Raw genomic sequence first — 14,471 nt, forward strand, 5'->3', positions numbered from 1 at the left:
GCTTATCGCATGACTATGCGGTCCTCTGATGCACCCTGGCAATTAAAGATGGCTGCGACCAATTTGAAAATTCGACTCGCCGATAAATATAGGCCGGCATTTGTCCTCTGCCGCGCAGACTCCTAGCATGTTGAGTTTGAGCATCTGCTCGGTTTGTTGCCAGGGGGCCTCAGCAATGGTGCCGAATTGTCCGATACCGGCATTGTTGACCAGCCACCCCACGGCGAACGGCCGGGTCTGTATTTCGGTGATCAGCTTTTCGCGGTCAGACTCCCTGGCCAGATCACAGCAAAAGATGTGAATATCGATGTGATACTTCTACTCAAGTTCATCCCTGATCGCGATCAGACGGTCGTGGCGCCGGGCGACCAGTAAAAGAGGCGTGGCATCAGCGGCAAACAGGCGGGCAAGTTCCAGGCCAATGCCACTGGTGGCGCCGGTAATCAGGGCATAAAGTGGTCGGGTCATTGCAGCTCCACGTGAACAGGGTTTTCTCCGGCATGAATATCAAAGGCGGCATCTTCGAATGCGGGTGGGCCGAAACGGGGTTGGGCATGATTGGAGAATGCGGCGGGCTCTGTCGGGATGTGGAACAGACCATGATCGAGTTTTTTGTTATTGTTGCGATCGTGATAGAACACCGCGGCATAACGGCCGGGCTGAAGTCCCTCGATATCAATGGTGCAGGCAAGTGCATGGATGGGGGCAAAGCCACTGCGGATGGTTTTTGTTCGACTGCGATAGGCTGCTTCGGAATCGAATAGTTTGTAGGCGATCATGCCGCGCTCTTCGGTGATGTTGTCGACCCGGATGATCAGGGTGGCTGTTTCGGCGGCGACGCTGTGATGCGCCAGCGTGATGACAGATAGAAGTAACAGTAGCAGGTACAATGGGTCTCCTCCGGTGGCTATCAATGTTGGCGTGCGGGGATCTGCATGTCGACTGCTATATGGGAGATGGGAGAGGTTGACGATGAAATATGTCGATGTATTTAATGGCGATGCGGATGGTATTTGTGCGCTGCATCAGCTGCGGCTGGCCGAGCCGCGTCAATCCGAGCTGATTACCGGCGTAAAACGCGATATTTCACTGCTGAAGCGTGTGCAGGCAGCGGCCGGCGATTGTGTCACCGTGCTGGATATTTCGCTGGATAAAAACCGCGACGATCTGATCCGGTTGCTCGATGCCGGTGCCTCCGTCTTCTATTGCGACCATCACTTTGCCGGTGATCTTCCTGTTGCAGACAGGCTTGAGGCCCATATCAATACCGATGCCGATGTCTGCACCAGCCTGCTGGTGAACGCCCGGCTGGGCGGCGCCCATCTGCCGTGGGCCGTGACCGCGGCTTTTGGCGACAACCTGTTTGCGGCGGCCCGCACTGCTGCGATACCGCTGAATCTTTCCGCTGATCAGCTCTCGCGGCTGGAGCATCTGGGCACACTGGTGAACTATAACGGTTACGGCGTGACGCTCGATGACCTCTATATCACGCCTGATGATCTCTACCGGGCGATAGCTCCCTATGACGACCCGTTCGCTTTTATGGATGAATCACCAGCCTACACACAGCTGGACGAAGGCTATGCCGCCGATATCAGGCAGGCGCGCGAGTTGCCCGTCGCGATTGAGGAGCCTGCCATTGCCATGATCATGATGCCCGATGCGCCATGGACGCGACGGGTTTCCGGTGTTTATGGCAACGAGTTGGCGCGGCAGTTTCCGGATCGTGCCCATGCGCTGCTGACTGAGTTGCCCGACGGCGGTTATCGCATCAGCGTCCGTGCGCCGCTCTCCAATAAAACCGGTGCCGATGAGCTCTGCATGCAGTTTCCGACCGGAGGCGGGCGCAAGGCTGCAGCCGGAATCAATGCACTGCCTGCGCCTATGCTGAACGCCTTTATCGATGCCTTCAGGCGGATGTACGGCTGATTCCGGATCCATTCACCGCGTGGATCATTGACCGAAGCCGCTCTTCTCCTTCTCTTCGGCTGACATCGGTACCGCCTTGTCATCGACAATGGTGTAGACGCTGTCAGCCAGATGGTACTTTTCCATGAAGCGGGCGATGGTGGTAAAGGTGGCGAGCTCCGGTTTTCCCTGCTGGTCCGACAGAGAAATATCCTTCATGAACATCGAGCCAAGCGCCAGTTTCAGTGGATTGATTTCTACCGGCTGCGCTTCGAAATAGGCCTTCTCATTCGCCTTGATTTTTCTGATATCGTCGGTCTGGTACAGGGCTGCGGTGACAACATCGAGTACGAACTCCGTGCAGTTTTGCAGTTTATCGTTAAAAGGGTTGGCAATGGCCGAATAGTTGGGGCTATGCAGCTTTTTATAGGCGGGCGAGGCAATCAGCTCCAGCATGCGTTGCTGGAGATCCGGCTTCGGGATGATAATGCCGGTATCGAGCGCGTAAACGCCAGCGAAAAAATCGGCCGGAAAATCCTGAATCAGATCGCTGTGATCCGGCTCGGCACTGCTCTGGTAGAGGTTGTACATGGCATAGCCGGGCAGTTGACGTCCGTCGCTGGTGGTAATAATCGAATAGACGGCCAGTCCGACATGGGTATAGCGCAGGCCGGGAGGCAGCTCGCCACGCGGGCGACCGAGTCGTGAAACGATGGCGACGCGCACACCTTTGGCAGCAAGATCTTTCTCAAAGCGTTTGGAAAAATCGATGATCTGCTCAGGCGAGTATTGCAGTGGTGCATCCTGATGGCTGCCGGCAAAGGAGACAGCGGGCGTTAGCCAGCACAAAAGGGCGGTGAAAAGAAGGGTGATGATGCGGTTCGGCCTGGTTGCCATGTTACGCTCCCGTTATTGCTTGTTGGCTTTGTGGTTGCCGAGCATCTGGTCTGGACTCGGGCCTGCAGTCATCACCTCATCGCTGACTTCAAGCGGCTGGTCGGCGGCGTTGGCAAGGGCGTTGCCACTTGTAGCGGCAGAGGCTCCGACGGCACCGGCAGCAACAAGCGGTACGGCGGCTATGCCGGATACAACCTGAGCCCCGCTGGCGGTGGCATGGCCGGCGCTTTGCGCCAGTTGCCCGGAGGCTTTGCCCGAGTGGAGTGCCGCCTGTCCGCTGTGGCTTTCACTTCCGTTGCCTGCATACGCCGGGAGAGGGGCAATCAGGCCGCATAGCATCAGGGTTATCCATCCGGTATGTAGTATACGCATCATGTGATCGCTCCGGCTCAAAGATTCGTCTGTTTTTGATTGTTTTTCAGGGCCTCATCCGGTGGCGGGCCTGCAGAAAAGGTGTCATCGGCGATGGGGAGAGGTGTGCCGATGGGGGCGGCGGCGGCCTTCAGCAGTTCGCTGCCGATGTGAGCGGAAGCTGCTCCGGCCGTTCCGGAAACAAGCAGAGGGGCCGCCGAGACATGCAGCAAGACCTGGCCGCTGGCTGCAAGCGCATGCAGGCCGGACATGACAGAGTGTGCTGATGCCTGTCCCGAATGGGTTGCTGTCGCTGTTGCATGGTCGCCTGCCATGGCTGGTTGCGCCGATAGCAGCAGCATGGTGAAGGCAATCAAACCTTTGTGCATACACAAACCTCCGATGTGCGCAGATGCGGGCCTTGTTCATTGGTCGGGCCGGCATCCGGCATGGCATGCAGCATAGTTCGAAGCCGCCTTGCTGGCAATGTGCATGCGGTGGCGGTGATGCGGGAGGCGCATCTGGTTGCATCCGCAAGAGGGGGCCGTTAGAAACCGGCATAATCTGCCTTATGATGGCAGCAGGAGATAATGGATGGCTGTATTGGCAGGAATTCATGCGGTAAAGCATGCGCTGGATGCCGGAGAGACAATTGATGAGCTGTTGATTGAGAAGGGGAAGTCACACCCGCGTATCAATGAGCTGATTCATCTGGCAAAAAAGGCAGGGATCCGTTTTACATTTGTGCCCAAAGAGGCGCTTGTCCGTCTGGCTGAAGGGGTGCCGCATCAGGGTGTCGTCGCCAAGGTGGCCTCGGCGGAAAGTGTGGCGCCTGTATCGTTTGAAATGTGGCTTGATGCCATCGATATGGATCGTGCACCGCTGTTATTGCTGCTCGATCAGGTGACCGACCCGCATAATCTCGGCGCATGTATTCGTACGGCAGAGGCGGCGGGTTGCCTGGGAGTTATTGTGATGAAGGATCATGCTGCTGATGTGGGGTCGCCGGTTGTTGCCAAGGCAGCCTGTGGTGCATTGTCCCGCTTGCCGCTGTTGCGAGTCACTAATATGAAGCGCTGTATTGAGCAGTTGCAGAAAAAAGGCTTCTGGACTGTGGGGCTGGCCGGAGAGGCGGATACCTCGATTTATGATGTCGCGCTGACCGGGGCGACAGCTGTGGTGATGGGGTCCGAAGGTGCCGGTTTGCGCCGCCTGGTTGGTGAGACCTGTGATCAGTTGCTTCGTATTCCTATGCCGGGCAGCGTGGAATCATTGAATGTTTCTGTTGCTACAGGTGTGGCGCTGTTTGAGGTGACACGCCAGCGTTTGAAAGCAGGGCCGGGGCTCTAGTCCGGCCTGCGAGAGGCTGATCAGGCGTTCGATGCCTGTTTGGCTGCGTGACTTTCCAGGCTGACTTTTTCAAACTTCTGGCCGCAATACTGGCAACGACCGGTGCCGCTTTTCAGATTGATGTAAATCAGCGGGTGCTGCCCGTTATTTGAGCAGGAAACGATGTTATCTGTAGATTTGATAGTGTCACCCATTGTTTTTCCCCCGAGAACCGACCGGGGCCGGTATAAAAAAAGCGCGCGAACTATGTCGGCCATTTTGTACTTGTCAAGGATGATGTGAATGAGCAGGGGTGATCTGATACTGATAGAGGGGCTGGAGATTGCCACCGTCATCGGGATATATGACTGGGAGCGCGATATTCAGCAACGCATTCGACTGGATATCGAGATGCTTTGGGATATATCAAAGGCGGCTGCGAGCGATGATATCCGTGATGCGCTTGATTACCATGCGATCACAACCCGTCTGCTTGAGTATGTCGAGTCGGCATCATTCGGGCTGATTGAATCGCTGGCCGAGGGGTGTGCCGGCATCATACTCAATGAGTTCTCTGTGCCATGGTTGCGTCTCAAGCTTTCCAAGCCCTTGCCGGACCTCGGAATGAAACATGCTGCAATAGTCATTGAGCGGGGCGTACTGCCCGGTTAATCTCGGCTGTGCCTGCGCCAGGGCGATGCTGATTTATTGCCCTCCTGGCAAAAAATCAGTTCGCAAAGGCAAAAGCGCAGTTTTGCCTTTTACAAAACAAGCGCTTGCGCATTTGATTTGGCGGGCCGTCCATGGCCCGCACGGAGGCACTGACGCATCAGCGCTTCCGCAGGTGAGCTGCGGGATGCAGCGGGTCAGGTCACCATCTTCACAGCGGCGCCCTGGCGTTGCTGTGGATATCCCGATGGAAAAGAGAGGTTGCATGTCAACAAACAGGATTACCGCCACGCGTTACCATGATTTCAGTATGGGGCACCGTGTATGTGGTCATAAGCATATCGATGAGAATGGTTGTGAAACGACGGTCGATGGCCCCTGTGCCCGTATTCATGGGCATAATTACAGAATTTTCTTTACCGTTGAGGCGTCGGCACTGGATCAGATCGGTCGTGTGCTTGATTTTACCTGCATCAAGGCGCTGCTCTGCCAGTGGCTTGAGGTTAACTGGGATCATCGCTTTATTGTATGGGAGCATGATCCGCTGCGCGAAGCGCTGATGGTTGCCGATCCTCATGGCGTGGTGGTGGTCCCGTTTAATCCGACGGCTGAAAATATTGGCAGCTACCTGATTGATGTGGTGGGGCCTGATGTACTGCAGGGGACTGGTACGGAGCTTGTGCGGGTTGTGGTTGAAGAGACGCGCAAATGTTCGGCTGAGGTTGCCAGAAGGTGAGTGGCCGCGTGGTCGCCCGCTTTGTCGGGTTGCAGGGGATCTGATTGCCGGTTGGACAGGGCGTGGTATCGGCGCTGATCGGCATGGGATCGAATATTGATGCCGAGCATAACCTGCTTGTCGCTGCCGCAGCACTGCGGGCGGCATACGGCGATGTATCTTTTTCCTCTGTGTATCGTTCTGCTGCCGTGGGGATGGAAGGCCCCGACTTTCTCAATGCCTGTTGTTTGTTGCGTACCGGTCGTTCGCAGCAGTCGTTGCGCATGCATTTAAAAATGCTGGAAGATTTGCAGGGGCGTGACCGCTCTGTCGGTGGCTGGCATCCCCGTTCGATTGATCTGGATGTGCTGATTTATGATGGTGAGGCGGTGGATGAGGAGCTTTATCTGTATGCGCATGCATATGTTCCTGCCGCCGAGTTGGTGCGGATGTCCCTGCCGGAAGACAGGGACGGGGTGGTAGCCTTAGTCTCTTTGCGCTTGTAAAACAGGTTGTCGCTTCTAGAGTTCAATGTCTCAAGGCGTCTGCTGCCTGTTCTGTTCAGGTATGTGTGCCACCGCTACAGGGGATTAAATCGATGTTGATCGCGGTTCCAGTTGAAACCCAGTTATATGAAAAACGTGTTGCAGCAACGCCTGAAACAGTAGGGAAGTTTATTGCTTCCGGCTGTACAGTGGTTGTTGAAAAAGGTGCGGGCAGTGCTGCCAGTTATCCCGACCAGGCCTATGTGGATAAGGGGGCTGTGCTGGCGGATGATTTTGCTGCTGCCTGTGTCAATGCGGATCTGGTGTTGAAGGTGCGTCCTTTGAGTGCGGATCAAATTGCAATGGTGAAAAAAGGGGCTGCGGTTGTCAGTCTGGTTTCGCCATTTACCAATCCGCTGCTGCAGCAGTATGCAGATGCCGGCCTCGCCTGCTTTTGCATGGAGATGGTGCCGCGCATTTCGCGTGCCCAGAGTATGGATGTGCTCTCTTCCCAGGCGAATATTGCCGGTTACAGGGCGGTATTGCTGGCGATGGAGCATTATCAGCGCTTTTTCCCGATGCTGATGACGGCTGCAGGAACGGTGCAGCCGGCAAAGGTGTTGGTGATGGGGGCTGGTGTGGCCGGTTTGCAGGCGATTGCAACGGCACGCCGCATGGGTGCCAATGTTGAAGTGTTTGATGTGCGGGCGGCGGCCAAGGAGCAGGTTGAAAGTCTCGGTGCGCGCTTTGTGGAAGTGGCAGCCGATGCTGATGCCGAGGATGCCAGTGGCTATGCCCGTGAGATGGATGATGATTACAAGCGCCGGCAGGCCGAGCTTATTGCGCATCATGCGGCCAGAGCCGATGTCATTATTACCACAGCGCTGATTCCCGGGCGTCCTGCGCCGGTACTGGTGACTGAAGAGATGGTAAAGAGCATGAAACCGGGCTCTGTGATTGTCGATCTGGCTGTTGAAATGGGGGGCAACTGCCCTCTTTCGGAGCTGGACGCTGTTGTGGTCAGGCATGGTGTTACGCTCGTCGGTGTCAGTAATGTTCCATCTTTGATGGCAACCGATGCCAGTGCGCTGTATGCGCGCAACCTGTTGAACTTTCTTGCGCCGATGATTGATCGGGAGGCAGGTGAATTGAAGATCAATATGGACGATGAGGTGATTGCTGCTGCGCTCCTTTGCCGGGACGGGCAGTTTCTCAAGCCTCAGTTATTAAAGCAGGGAGTGTAGCTGTGAATATAGATGCAGTTCAGAATGCTGCTCAGGCAGCGCAGGAGTCGACGGCGGATCCTGTTATCTTTTCCATTACTGTTTTTGTGCTGGCTGTGATTGTCGGTTATCACGTGGTCTGGAATGTCACGCCTGCATTGCATACGCCGCTGATGAGTGTGACCAATGCTATCTCCAGTATCATTATTGTGGGCGCTCTGCTGGCAGCGGGGCCGGTTGAGATGAATCTTGCGACGGTGCTCGGGCTTATTGCGGTCGGGTTGGCATCTGTAAATATCTTCGGTGGATTTATGGTGACCCAGCGCATGCTCTCGATGTTCAAGAAACGGACCTAAGGGGATTTTCATGTTATCTGCAAACATGGTGGAGCTGGCGTATCTCGTCGCTTCCGTACTGATTATTTTTGCCCTTAAAGGCCTGGCAAGTCCTGCTACGGCCCGTCGTGGCAATGCGTTTGGCATGCTGGGTATGGGGATTGCTGCGCTGGTTACGCTGCAGCTGGATGCAGTGCAAAACTATGCCTGGATTGTGGCTGCAATCGGTGTCGGTGGCTTGATTGGCGGTGTGGTTGCACGCAAGGTGCCGATGACGCATATGCCGCAAACAGTGGCATTTATGCATTCACTGGTTGGCCTGGCCGCTGTGCTTATTGCCGTATCGGCTTTTTATGATCCGGTAGCCTATGGCATTGCCAATCATGCCGGGGGGCTTTATCCCGCCAGTCGAATTGAGCTGTTTCTCGGTACCTTTATCGGTTCCATTACCTTTACTGCGTCGCTGATTGCATTCGGCAAGCTGCAGGGAATTCTCTCCGGCAAACCGCTGATCTTTTCCGGTCAGCACTGGCTGAACCTGTTGCTTGGCATTGTCATGATCGGCTCGGGTATCATGTTTTGCATTGATGGCAGCTGGGCACCATTTTTATTGATGCTGGCTGTTGCCCTTGTGCTTGGCGTGTTGCTCATTGTGCCGATTGGTGGTGCGGACATGCCGGTGATTGTCTCCATGCTGAACTCGTATTCCGGCTGGGCTGCTGCCGGCATTGGTTTTACGCTGGGCAATAATATGTTGATTGTTGCCGGTGCGCTGGTGGGCTCATCCGGTGCCATTCTCTCCTATATCATGTGCAAGGCGATGAATCGCTCGCTGTTTAATGTGTTGCTGGGTGGCTTTGGCGGTGAGGCTGCTACAGCGTCTTCATCGGGTGGTGCGATCGTTGAGCGGCCGGTGAAGAGTGGTGCGGCAGAGGATGCGGCATTCCTGATCTCCAATGCCCGTTCCGTGGTGATTATTCCCGGTTACGGTCTGGCTGTGGCCAGGGCCCAGCATGCTCTGAAGGAGATGGTGGATGTGCTGATGAAGCAGGGTGTGGATGTGAAGTTTGCCATTCATCCGGTGGCAGGGCGTATGCCCGGCCATATGAATGTGCTGCTGGCAGAAGCGGATGTGCCATATGATATTGTGTTTGAAATGGATGAAATTAATTCCGAGTTTGCAGATACGGATGTGGCGCTGGTGATTGGAGCCAACGATGTGGTCAATCCTGCGGCCAAGAGTGATCCCTCCAGTCCGATTTATGGAATGCCAATTCTGGAGGCGGCCCGTGCCCGCCATGTGATTGTGATCAAGCGTTCGCTTGCTGCCGGCTATGCAGGTCTGGACAATGATCTGTTTTATATGGATCAGACGATGATGCTGTTTGCCGATGCCAAGAAGGCCTGCGAATCGATTGTGCAGGCGCTCGATTAGGGTTTGATTCAGTCCTGTTTTGGGAAGGACCGGGATAATCTTTGGGTCTGCTCCGGTCAGGTAGTAATATATAGAGGGCTGAACGACATCTGTTGTTTGGCCCTTTGTCGTTAAGGAGATGCTGATTTATTGCCCTCCTGGCAAAAATCAGTTCGCAAAGACAAAAGCGTGGTTTTGTCTTTGCTTACAAATCAGACACTTACGCGTCTGATTTGGCGAGCCGTCCATGGCTCGCTCGGAAGCGCCTAATTAATCAGCGCTTCCTTAATGGCCGGGTGAATCTTGGCCGATGGCCTGTGTTCGGAGGGGCTTCGGATAAAAGTCTGCCTTATCTTTGTTTTGCGGTGGCTTGAGGTTATAAAAAGGTTCATCCCGGAAGTCCGGGGCCAGTGTCGGTAAAGATAAGCGGATGCCGCTTGATTCCCCTTGCTGGATTTGCCGTTCAGGGTGATTTACTGCAGGGGCAGGCTGCGGCGAGTTCAATCAGGCTCTTATGCGCCTGATTGGTAAGCAGAGGCAAAATGACTCGGGCATCATGCCCTCGCCCTGCGGGCGGTCGTTGGCCGTCCCATCGGCTTCTGGTCTCTTTGTTGTGTGTTGTCTTTGCGAACGGGTAATAAATCAGCATCGCCCCGAAAAAAAGGACCGGCTGGGCCGGTCCTGTGTGGTGAGTGAATGGTTCAGGGGAGGCGGGGTTACTGGAGCAGCTTGTCCAGCAGTGGTTTGGAGAGGAATGCTGCATTGACCTTCCAGACCAGTACGCTGCCATCCTTGGCAATCAGCAGGGTGAACCACTCATCTTTATTGCTGGTGCTGGTGAACTTGAGGTTGAGACGTGAGTAGGAGAGCGATTCTCTTTCCATGTCAAAATCATTGAAGCTGACCTTGCCGTTGGCATCGCGCCTGGCGATTGAGCTTTTGACAAGCAAATCTACGATATTTTCAGGCGTCACATCAATGGTTGGGTGGTTGCTGTTGATAACGGCTGAGTTTTCATATTTATCATAGGGGTCGCGCTTGACTGTATCCATGATGCCCGGCATTTGCCCTCTGATTGAGTGGTTGAGCTTGCTGAAGTTGATGGAGTCGTTCAGCTCCTCAATGTTATTCTGGGTAATGCCTGCAATGAGGTGTCCTTTGGTAAAGAAAAGTCCTGCAAACAGCGCGGTTGCAACGGCGAGGGCGCATGTGGAATAAAAAAGAATCATGCGCAGGCCGTTGTTTTGCTCCTTATGTGTCATTGTATCCTCCTCAGGTTACGGTTGTTGCAAGGTTAAATTGCCTCACGGGCGAATTTTAATATATGTTAATATATTATATCCATCTATTTTATACGTTCATGTGTGAACGCATAAAGATATATCAAGGATGGAGCATATGGGTGGATTATCGCAACAGGTCGTGATAATTCAAGTCTCATCATGATGTGGTGTGATTGTCTGGCGCGGATCGTCATGCGGGAGTATCCGCATGACCGGCTGGCTGTTTATATATATTGAAAGCGGGTCATGATGGCGGATTTTCGGGGTTAGACAGGGTGGCTTGAAATAGAATGATGAATACAGGTTGACAGCGCAAATAAGCAACACTATGGTTCGCGACCCTTCGACGGCTGCTAATTGAAGTTCATTGGCAACCAGCGTTGTGAAAGTTTTTAATGAGGTAACCATGCCAACAGTCAATCAGTTGATTCGCAAGTCGCGCAAAGACAAGCGCAAGATCAACAAGGTACCGGCCTTGCAGGCTTGCCCGCAGCGTCGCGGGGTGTGCACACGTGTTTATACGACCACGCCAAAGAAGCCGAACTCGGCGCTTCGTAAGGTAGCTCGTGTTCGTCTGACCAATGGTCACGAAGTGACCGCTTATATTCCTGGTGAGGGTCATAAACTGCAGGAGCACTCTGTTGTTCTGATTCGCGGCGGCCGTGTAAAGGACTTGCCAGGTGTGCGTTATCATATTTTGCGTGGTGTTCTGGATACTACGGGCGTTGACGGCCGCAAGCAGGCTCGCTCGAAGTACGGCGCCAAGCGTCCGAAGTAAGAGAGGATTTGAGTTATGCCGCGTAAGGGCCCCGCACCACGTCGTCCGATTGTTCCGGATGCAAAGTTTGGTGATACAATGGTTTCGACTGTCGTCAACAAAGTTATGCTTGACGGCAAGAAGAATGTTGCAGAATCCATCGTCTATGATGCGATGGAAATTGCTGCAAAGAAGACTGGTATTGCACCGCTCGCAGTGCTGCATCAGTCGCTTGAAGCAGTAAGACCGATGGTTGAGGTAAAGTCTCGCCGTGTTGGTGGCGCGACCTACCAGGTTCCGATGGAAGTGTCCGATCGTCGTCAGCAGTCACTGGCTGTTCGCTGGCTGGTTGAGTTCTCCCGCAAGCGTTCCGAGCACACCATGGCTGAGCGTCTTGGTAACGAGATGGTTGACTCTCTGAACGAGCGCGGAAATGCGTTCAAGAAGCGTGAAGAGACCCATCGTATGGCAGAAGCGAACAAGGCGTTCTCTCACTTCCGCTGGTAACAGTTAGTAGCACAAGTAGTAGCTTGAAGTTTGATGGGTGGAGGGCATAGTTCTCCACCCGTAAAAAAATCGGATGATTTTTTTATAGTTCTTTTAAATTTGATGATTTGTAAGGAGTGGCGACGTGGCTCGTAAGACACCACTGGAACGTGTACGCAATATCGGCATTATGGCGCACATTGATGCTGGCAAGACGACAACGACTGAGCGAGTTCTGTTTTATACAGGCGTAAGTCATAAGATCGGTGAAGTGCATGACGGCGCAGCAACAATGGACTGGATGGCACAAGAGCAGGAGCGTGGCATCACGATTACCTCTGCTGCAACCACCTGCTCCTGGAAAGATCATCAGATTAATATTATTGACACCCCCGGCCACGTTGACTTTACCATTGAGGTAGAGCGTTCACTGCGCGTTCTCGACGGTGCAGTAGGCGTGTTCTGTGCTGTTGGCGGTGTTCAGCCACAGTCCGAGACCGTATGGCGTCAGGCTGACAAGTACCATGTTCCCCGTATCGCATTTGTAAACAAGATGGATCGTACCGGTGCAGACTTCTTTAACGTCGTTAAAGAGATCCGTGAGCGCCTTGGTCATAATGCAGTTGCGCTGAATGTTCCAATCGGTAACGAAGAGAACTTCCAGGGTGTGATTGATCTGGTAACCATGAAGGCAATCGTCTGGAAAGACGAAGCCATGGGTGCAATGTACGACGTAACCGATATCCCTGAAGATCTTCAGGATCAGGCTGATGAGTGCCGTGAGCAGCTGCTTGATGCAGTGCTTGTTCACGACGAAGAGCTGATGATGGCTTACCTTGAGGGTGAGGAGATCGATGAGGCTGCGCTGAAGGCTTGCATTCGCAAGGCTGTAATGAACATCGAAGTGATTCCTGTTCTTGCCGGTACCGCATTCAAGAACAAGGGTGTTCAGACCCTGCTGGACGCAGTTGTAGAGTATATGCCTGCGCCAACCGACGTTCCTGCGATCAAGGGTGTTCATCCGGATACCGACGCAGAGGACTCCCGTCCATCTTCCGATGCAGCACCTTTCTCGGCGCTGGCATTCAAGGTGATGAGTGATCCGTTCGTTGGTACGCTGACCTTCTTCCGTGTTTACTCCGGTGAGATTGAAGCTGGCTCTTATGTCATCAACTCCACCAAGGGCAAGAAAGAGCGTCTGGGTCGTATTCTGCAGATGCATGCAAACGAGCGTTCCGAGATCAAGGAAGTTCGTGCTGGCGATATCGCTGCAGCAGTCGGCCTGAAGTTCACCACTACCGGTGATACGCTTTGTGTTGAGAGTGATCCGATCATTCTTGAGCGCATGGAATTCCCTGAGCCGGTTATTTCTGTGGCGATCGAGCCTAAGACCAAGGCTGACCAGGAGAAGATGGGTCTGGCGCTGGGTCGTCTGGCTGCCGAAGATCCTTCTTTCCGTGTTCGTACCGACGAAGAGACCGGTCAGACCATTATTTCCGGTATGGGCGAGCTGCATCTCGAAATCATCGTGGATCGTATGAAGCGTGAGTTCAAGGTTGAGGCCAACGTTGGTAAGCCTCAGGTTGCTTATCGCGAAACCATTCGTGGCAAGGCCAAGGCAGAAGGCAAGTTTGTACGTCAGTCCGGTGGTCGTGGTCAGTATGGTCACTGCTGGCTTGAAATCGAGCCGATGGAAGCCGGTGGTGGTTTCCAGTTTGTTGACAAGATTGTGGGTGGTGCGATTCCTCGTGAATACATTCCTGCAGTTGGTAAGGGTGCTGAAGAAGCCATGCAGAACGGTGTTCTGGCCGGCTACCCGATGGTCGACATTCGCGTTACTGTAGTTGACGGCTCTTATCATGACGTCGACTCCAATGAAATGGCATTCAAGATCGCCGGTTCTATGGGCTTCCGTGCAGGTTGTGCACAGGCCAAGCCGGTTATTCTTGAGCCGATGATGGAAGTGGAAGTTGTTACCCCTGAAGACTACATGGGTGATATCGTTGGCGATCTGAATCGCCGTCGTGGTCGCATTCTGGGTATGAATGATCGTAACAACGCCAAAGTGGTGGATGCTGAAGTGCCGCTGTCCGAGATGTTCGGTTACTCAACCAACGTTCGTTCAATGTCGCAGGGCCGTGCAACATACACCATGCAGTTCAAGCACTACGAAGAAGTTCCAAACAACATTGCGCAAGAAATCATTGCCAGTGTGAAGGGTTAAGGAGTAAATCATGGCAAAGGGAAAGTTTGAGCGTACCAAGCCGCACGTAAACATCGGTACCATCGGTCACGTTGACCATGGCAAGACCACGTTGACCGCTGCGATCACCAAGGTACTGTCACTGAAAGGTCAGGCAAGCTTCAAGGATTACGGCGATATCGACGGTGCTCCTGAAGAGCGCGAGCGCGGTATTACCATCGCGACTGCTCACGTCGAGTATGAGACCGATGCGCGTCACTACGCACACGTTGACTGCCCGGGCCACGCCGACTACGTAAAGAACATGATCACCGGTGCTGCCCAGATGGATGGCGGTATTCTGGTGGTATCTGCAGCTGATGGCCCGATGCCACAGACCCGTGAGCACGTGCTGCTGGCTCGTCAGGTAAACGTAC

At 54.0% G+C, this 14,471-nt stretch carries 18 protein-coding genes and 1 pseudogene; 12 read left to right on the forward strand and 7 right to left on the reverse strand.

What is annotated here, in order from left to right; genetic code table 11:
- Positions 1-42 precede the first annotated feature (42 nt).
- Both FEF65_RS13705 and FEF65_RS13110 read right to left on the reverse strand, forming a co-directional pair.
- A pseudogene (locus FEF65_RS13705) lies at positions 43-468 on the reverse strand (SDR family NAD(P)-dependent oxidoreductase).
- Positions 465-890: a DUF2141 domain-containing protein gene (locus tag FEF65_RS13110; protein WP_138240274.1), complete on the reverse strand. Its 426-nt coding sequence runs from the start codon at positions 888-890 to the stop codon at positions 465-467. The pseudogene FEF65_RS13705 and the gene FEF65_RS13110 overlap by 4 nt, the downstream one beginning before the upstream one ends.
- Positions 891-972: 82 nt before the next feature.
- On the opposite strand from FEF65_RS13110, the gene FEF65_RS13115 reads away from it, so the two are divergent.
- On the forward strand, positions 973-1,929 hold the full coding sequence (locus tag FEF65_RS13115) for an acetyltransferase (RefSeq protein ID WP_138240275.1): 957 nt from the start codon (positions 973-975) through the stop codon (positions 1,927-1,929).
- Positions 1,930-1,953: 24 nt separating this feature from the next.
- Here FEF65_RS13115 and FEF65_RS13120 read toward each other — a convergent pair whose 3' ends face one another.
- From FEF65_RS13120 to FEF65_RS13130, 3 genes are read right to left on the reverse strand one after another with little or no spacing between them, the layout of a single operon-like run.
- Complete coding sequence (locus tag FEF65_RS13120) at positions 1,954-2,805, reverse strand: DUF2145 domain-containing protein (protein ID WP_138240276.1); 852 nt, start codon at positions 2,803-2,805, stop codon at positions 1,954-1,956.
- A 12-nt stretch (positions 2,806-2,817) separates the two neighbouring features.
- Positions 2,818-3,180: a mechanosensitive ion channel protein MscS gene (locus FEF65_RS13125; protein ID WP_138240277.1), complete on the reverse strand. Its 363-nt coding sequence runs from the start codon at positions 3,178-3,180 to the stop codon at positions 2,818-2,820.
- Positions 3,181-3,194: 14 nt separating this feature from the next.
- Positions 3,195-3,545, reverse strand: a complete 351-nt coding sequence (locus FEF65_RS13130; protein ID WP_138240278.1) for a hypothetical protein — start codon at positions 3,543-3,545, stop codon at positions 3,195-3,197.
- Positions 3,546-3,750: 205 nt separating this feature from the next.
- On the opposite strand from FEF65_RS13130, the gene rlmB reads away from it, so the two are divergent.
- Positions 3,751-4,506: a 23S rRNA (guanosine(2251)-2'-O)-methyltransferase RlmB gene (gene rlmB, locus FEF65_RS13135; protein WP_138240279.1), complete on the forward strand. Its 756-nt coding sequence runs from the start codon at positions 3,751-3,753 to the stop codon at positions 4,504-4,506.
- A 20-nt stretch (positions 4,507-4,526) separates the two neighbouring features.
- Here rlmB and FEF65_RS13140 read toward each other — a convergent pair whose 3' ends face one another.
- Positions 4,527-4,763: a zinc-finger domain-containing protein gene (locus FEF65_RS13140; RefSeq protein ID WP_238701412.1), complete on the reverse strand. Its 237-nt coding sequence runs from the start codon at positions 4,761-4,763 to the stop codon at positions 4,527-4,529.
- Between the two features lie 25 nt (positions 4,764-4,788).
- On the opposite strand from FEF65_RS13140, the gene folB reads away from it, so the two are divergent.
- The 6 genes from folB (at position 4,789) to FEF65_RS13170 (ending at position 9,347) form a co-directional block, all read left to right on the forward strand.
- Complete coding sequence (gene folB / locus FEF65_RS13145; protein WP_170304458.1) at positions 4,789-5,157, forward strand: dihydroneopterin aldolase; 369 nt, start codon at positions 4,789-4,791, stop codon at positions 5,155-5,157.
- Between the two features lie 262 nt (positions 5,158-5,419).
- Positions 5,420-5,890, forward strand: a complete 471-nt coding sequence (locus tag FEF65_RS13150; RefSeq protein WP_138240280.1) for a 6-pyruvoyl trahydropterin synthase family protein — start codon at positions 5,420-5,422, stop codon at positions 5,888-5,890.
- A gap of 44 nt (positions 5,891-5,934) precedes the next feature.
- Positions 5,935-6,375, forward strand: coding sequence for a 2-amino-4-hydroxy-6-hydroxymethyldihydropteridine diphosphokinase (gene folK, locus FEF65_RS13155; protein WP_238701413.1), 441 nt, complete (start codon positions 5,935-5,937; stop codon positions 6,373-6,375).
- 92 nt (positions 6,376-6,467) lie between these two features.
- A complete protein-coding gene (locus tag FEF65_RS13160) occupies positions 6,468-7,598 on the forward strand; it encodes a Re/Si-specific NAD(P)(+) transhydrogenase subunit alpha (protein ID WP_138240281.1) in 1,131 nt (376 codons plus the stop codon).
- A gap of 8 nt (positions 7,599-7,606) precedes the next feature.
- Positions 7,607-7,933, forward strand: coding sequence for an NAD(P) transhydrogenase subunit alpha part 2 (locus FEF65_RS13165; RefSeq protein ID WP_238701414.1), 327 nt, complete (start codon positions 7,607-7,609; stop codon positions 7,931-7,933).
- Between the two features lie 10 nt (positions 7,934-7,943).
- Positions 7,944-9,347, forward strand: coding sequence for an NAD(P)(+) transhydrogenase (Re/Si-specific) subunit beta (locus FEF65_RS13170; RefSeq protein WP_138240283.1), 1,404 nt, complete (start codon positions 7,944-7,946; stop codon positions 9,345-9,347).
- A 695-nt stretch (positions 9,348-10,042) separates the two neighbouring features.
- On the opposite strand, the gene FEF65_RS13175 is transcribed toward FEF65_RS13170, so the two are convergent.
- Positions 10,043-10,588, reverse strand: a complete 546-nt coding sequence (locus FEF65_RS13175; protein WP_138240284.1) for a hypothetical protein — start codon at positions 10,586-10,588, stop codon at positions 10,043-10,045.
- A gap of 427 nt (positions 10,589-11,015) precedes the next feature.
- Here FEF65_RS13175 and rpsL point away from each other — a divergent pair, with 427 nt between their 5' ends.
- The 4 genes from rpsL to FEF65_RS13195 all read left to right on the forward strand — a co-directional run.
- Positions 11,016-11,387, forward strand: a complete 372-nt coding sequence (gene rpsL / locus FEF65_RS13180) for a 30S ribosomal protein S12 (protein ID WP_138240285.1) — start codon at positions 11,016-11,018, stop codon at positions 11,385-11,387.
- A 15-nt stretch (positions 11,388-11,402) separates the two neighbouring features.
- Positions 11,403-11,873 (forward strand): 30S ribosomal protein S7, encoded by a 471-nt coding sequence (gene rpsG / locus FEF65_RS13185; protein WP_138240286.1) that lies wholly within the window; start codon positions 11,403-11,405, stop codon positions 11,871-11,873.
- Positions 11,874-11,997: 124 nt separating this feature from the next.
- Positions 11,998-14,076: an elongation factor G gene (fusA, locus tag FEF65_RS13190; protein ID WP_138240287.1), complete on the forward strand. Its 2,079-nt coding sequence runs from the start codon at positions 11,998-12,000 to the stop codon at positions 14,074-14,076.
- A gap of 10 nt (positions 14,077-14,086) precedes the next feature.
- Positions 14,087-14,471: GTP-binding protein (locus FEF65_RS13195; protein WP_238701152.1), on the forward strand; the 385-nt coding region annotated here is incomplete at its 3' end.

This window comes from Mariprofundus erugo, from assembly GCF_005818865.1.
Lineage (GTDB): Bacteria > Pseudomonadota > Zetaproteobacteria > Mariprofundales > Mariprofundaceae > Mariprofundus > Mariprofundus erugo.

Coding starts and splice junctions, on each gene's coding strand:
- FEF65_RS13115 (WP_138240275.1), top strand. CDS start 973: ATGAAATATGTCGATGTATTTAATGGCGATGCGGATGGTATTTGTGCG.
- FEF65_RS13120 (WP_138240276.1), bottom strand. CDS start 2,805: ATGGCAACCAGGCCGAACCGCATCATCACCCTTCTTTTCACCGCCCTT.
- FEF65_RS13125 (WP_138240277.1), bottom strand. CDS start 3,180: ATGATGCGTATACTACATACCGGATGGATAACCCTGATGCTATGCGGC.
- FEF65_RS13130 (WP_138240278.1), bottom strand. CDS start 3,545: ATGCACAAAGGTTTGATTGCCTTCACCATGCTGCTGCTATCGGCGCAA.
- rlmB (WP_138240279.1), top strand. CDS start 3,751: ATGGCTGTATTGGCAGGAATTCATGCGGTAAAGCATGCGCTGGATGCC.
- FEF65_RS13140 (WP_238701412.1), bottom strand. CDS start 4,763: ATGGCCGACATAGTTCGCGCGCTTTTTTTATACCGGCCCCGGTCGGTT.
- folB (WP_170304458.1), top strand. CDS start 4,789: ATGAGCAGGGGTGATCTGATACTGATAGAGGGGCTGGAGATTGCCACC.
- FEF65_RS13150 (WP_138240280.1), top strand. CDS start 5,420: ATGTCAACAAACAGGATTACCGCCACGCGTTACCATGATTTCAGTATG.
- FEF65_RS13160 (WP_138240281.1), top strand. CDS start 6,468: ATGTTGATCGCGGTTCCAGTTGAAACCCAGTTATATGAAAAACGTGTT.
- FEF65_RS13170 (WP_138240283.1), top strand. CDS start 7,944: ATGTTATCTGCAAACATGGTGGAGCTGGCGTATCTCGTCGCTTCCGTA.
- FEF65_RS13175 (WP_138240284.1), bottom strand. CDS start 10,588: ATGACACATAAGGAGCAAAACAACGGCCTGCGCATGATTCTTTTTTAT.
- rpsL (WP_138240285.1), top strand. CDS start 11,016: ATGCCAACAGTCAATCAGTTGATTCGCAAGTCGCGCAAAGACAAGCGC.
- rpsG (WP_138240286.1), top strand. CDS start 11,403: ATGCCGCGTAAGGGCCCCGCACCACGTCGTCCGATTGTTCCGGATGCA.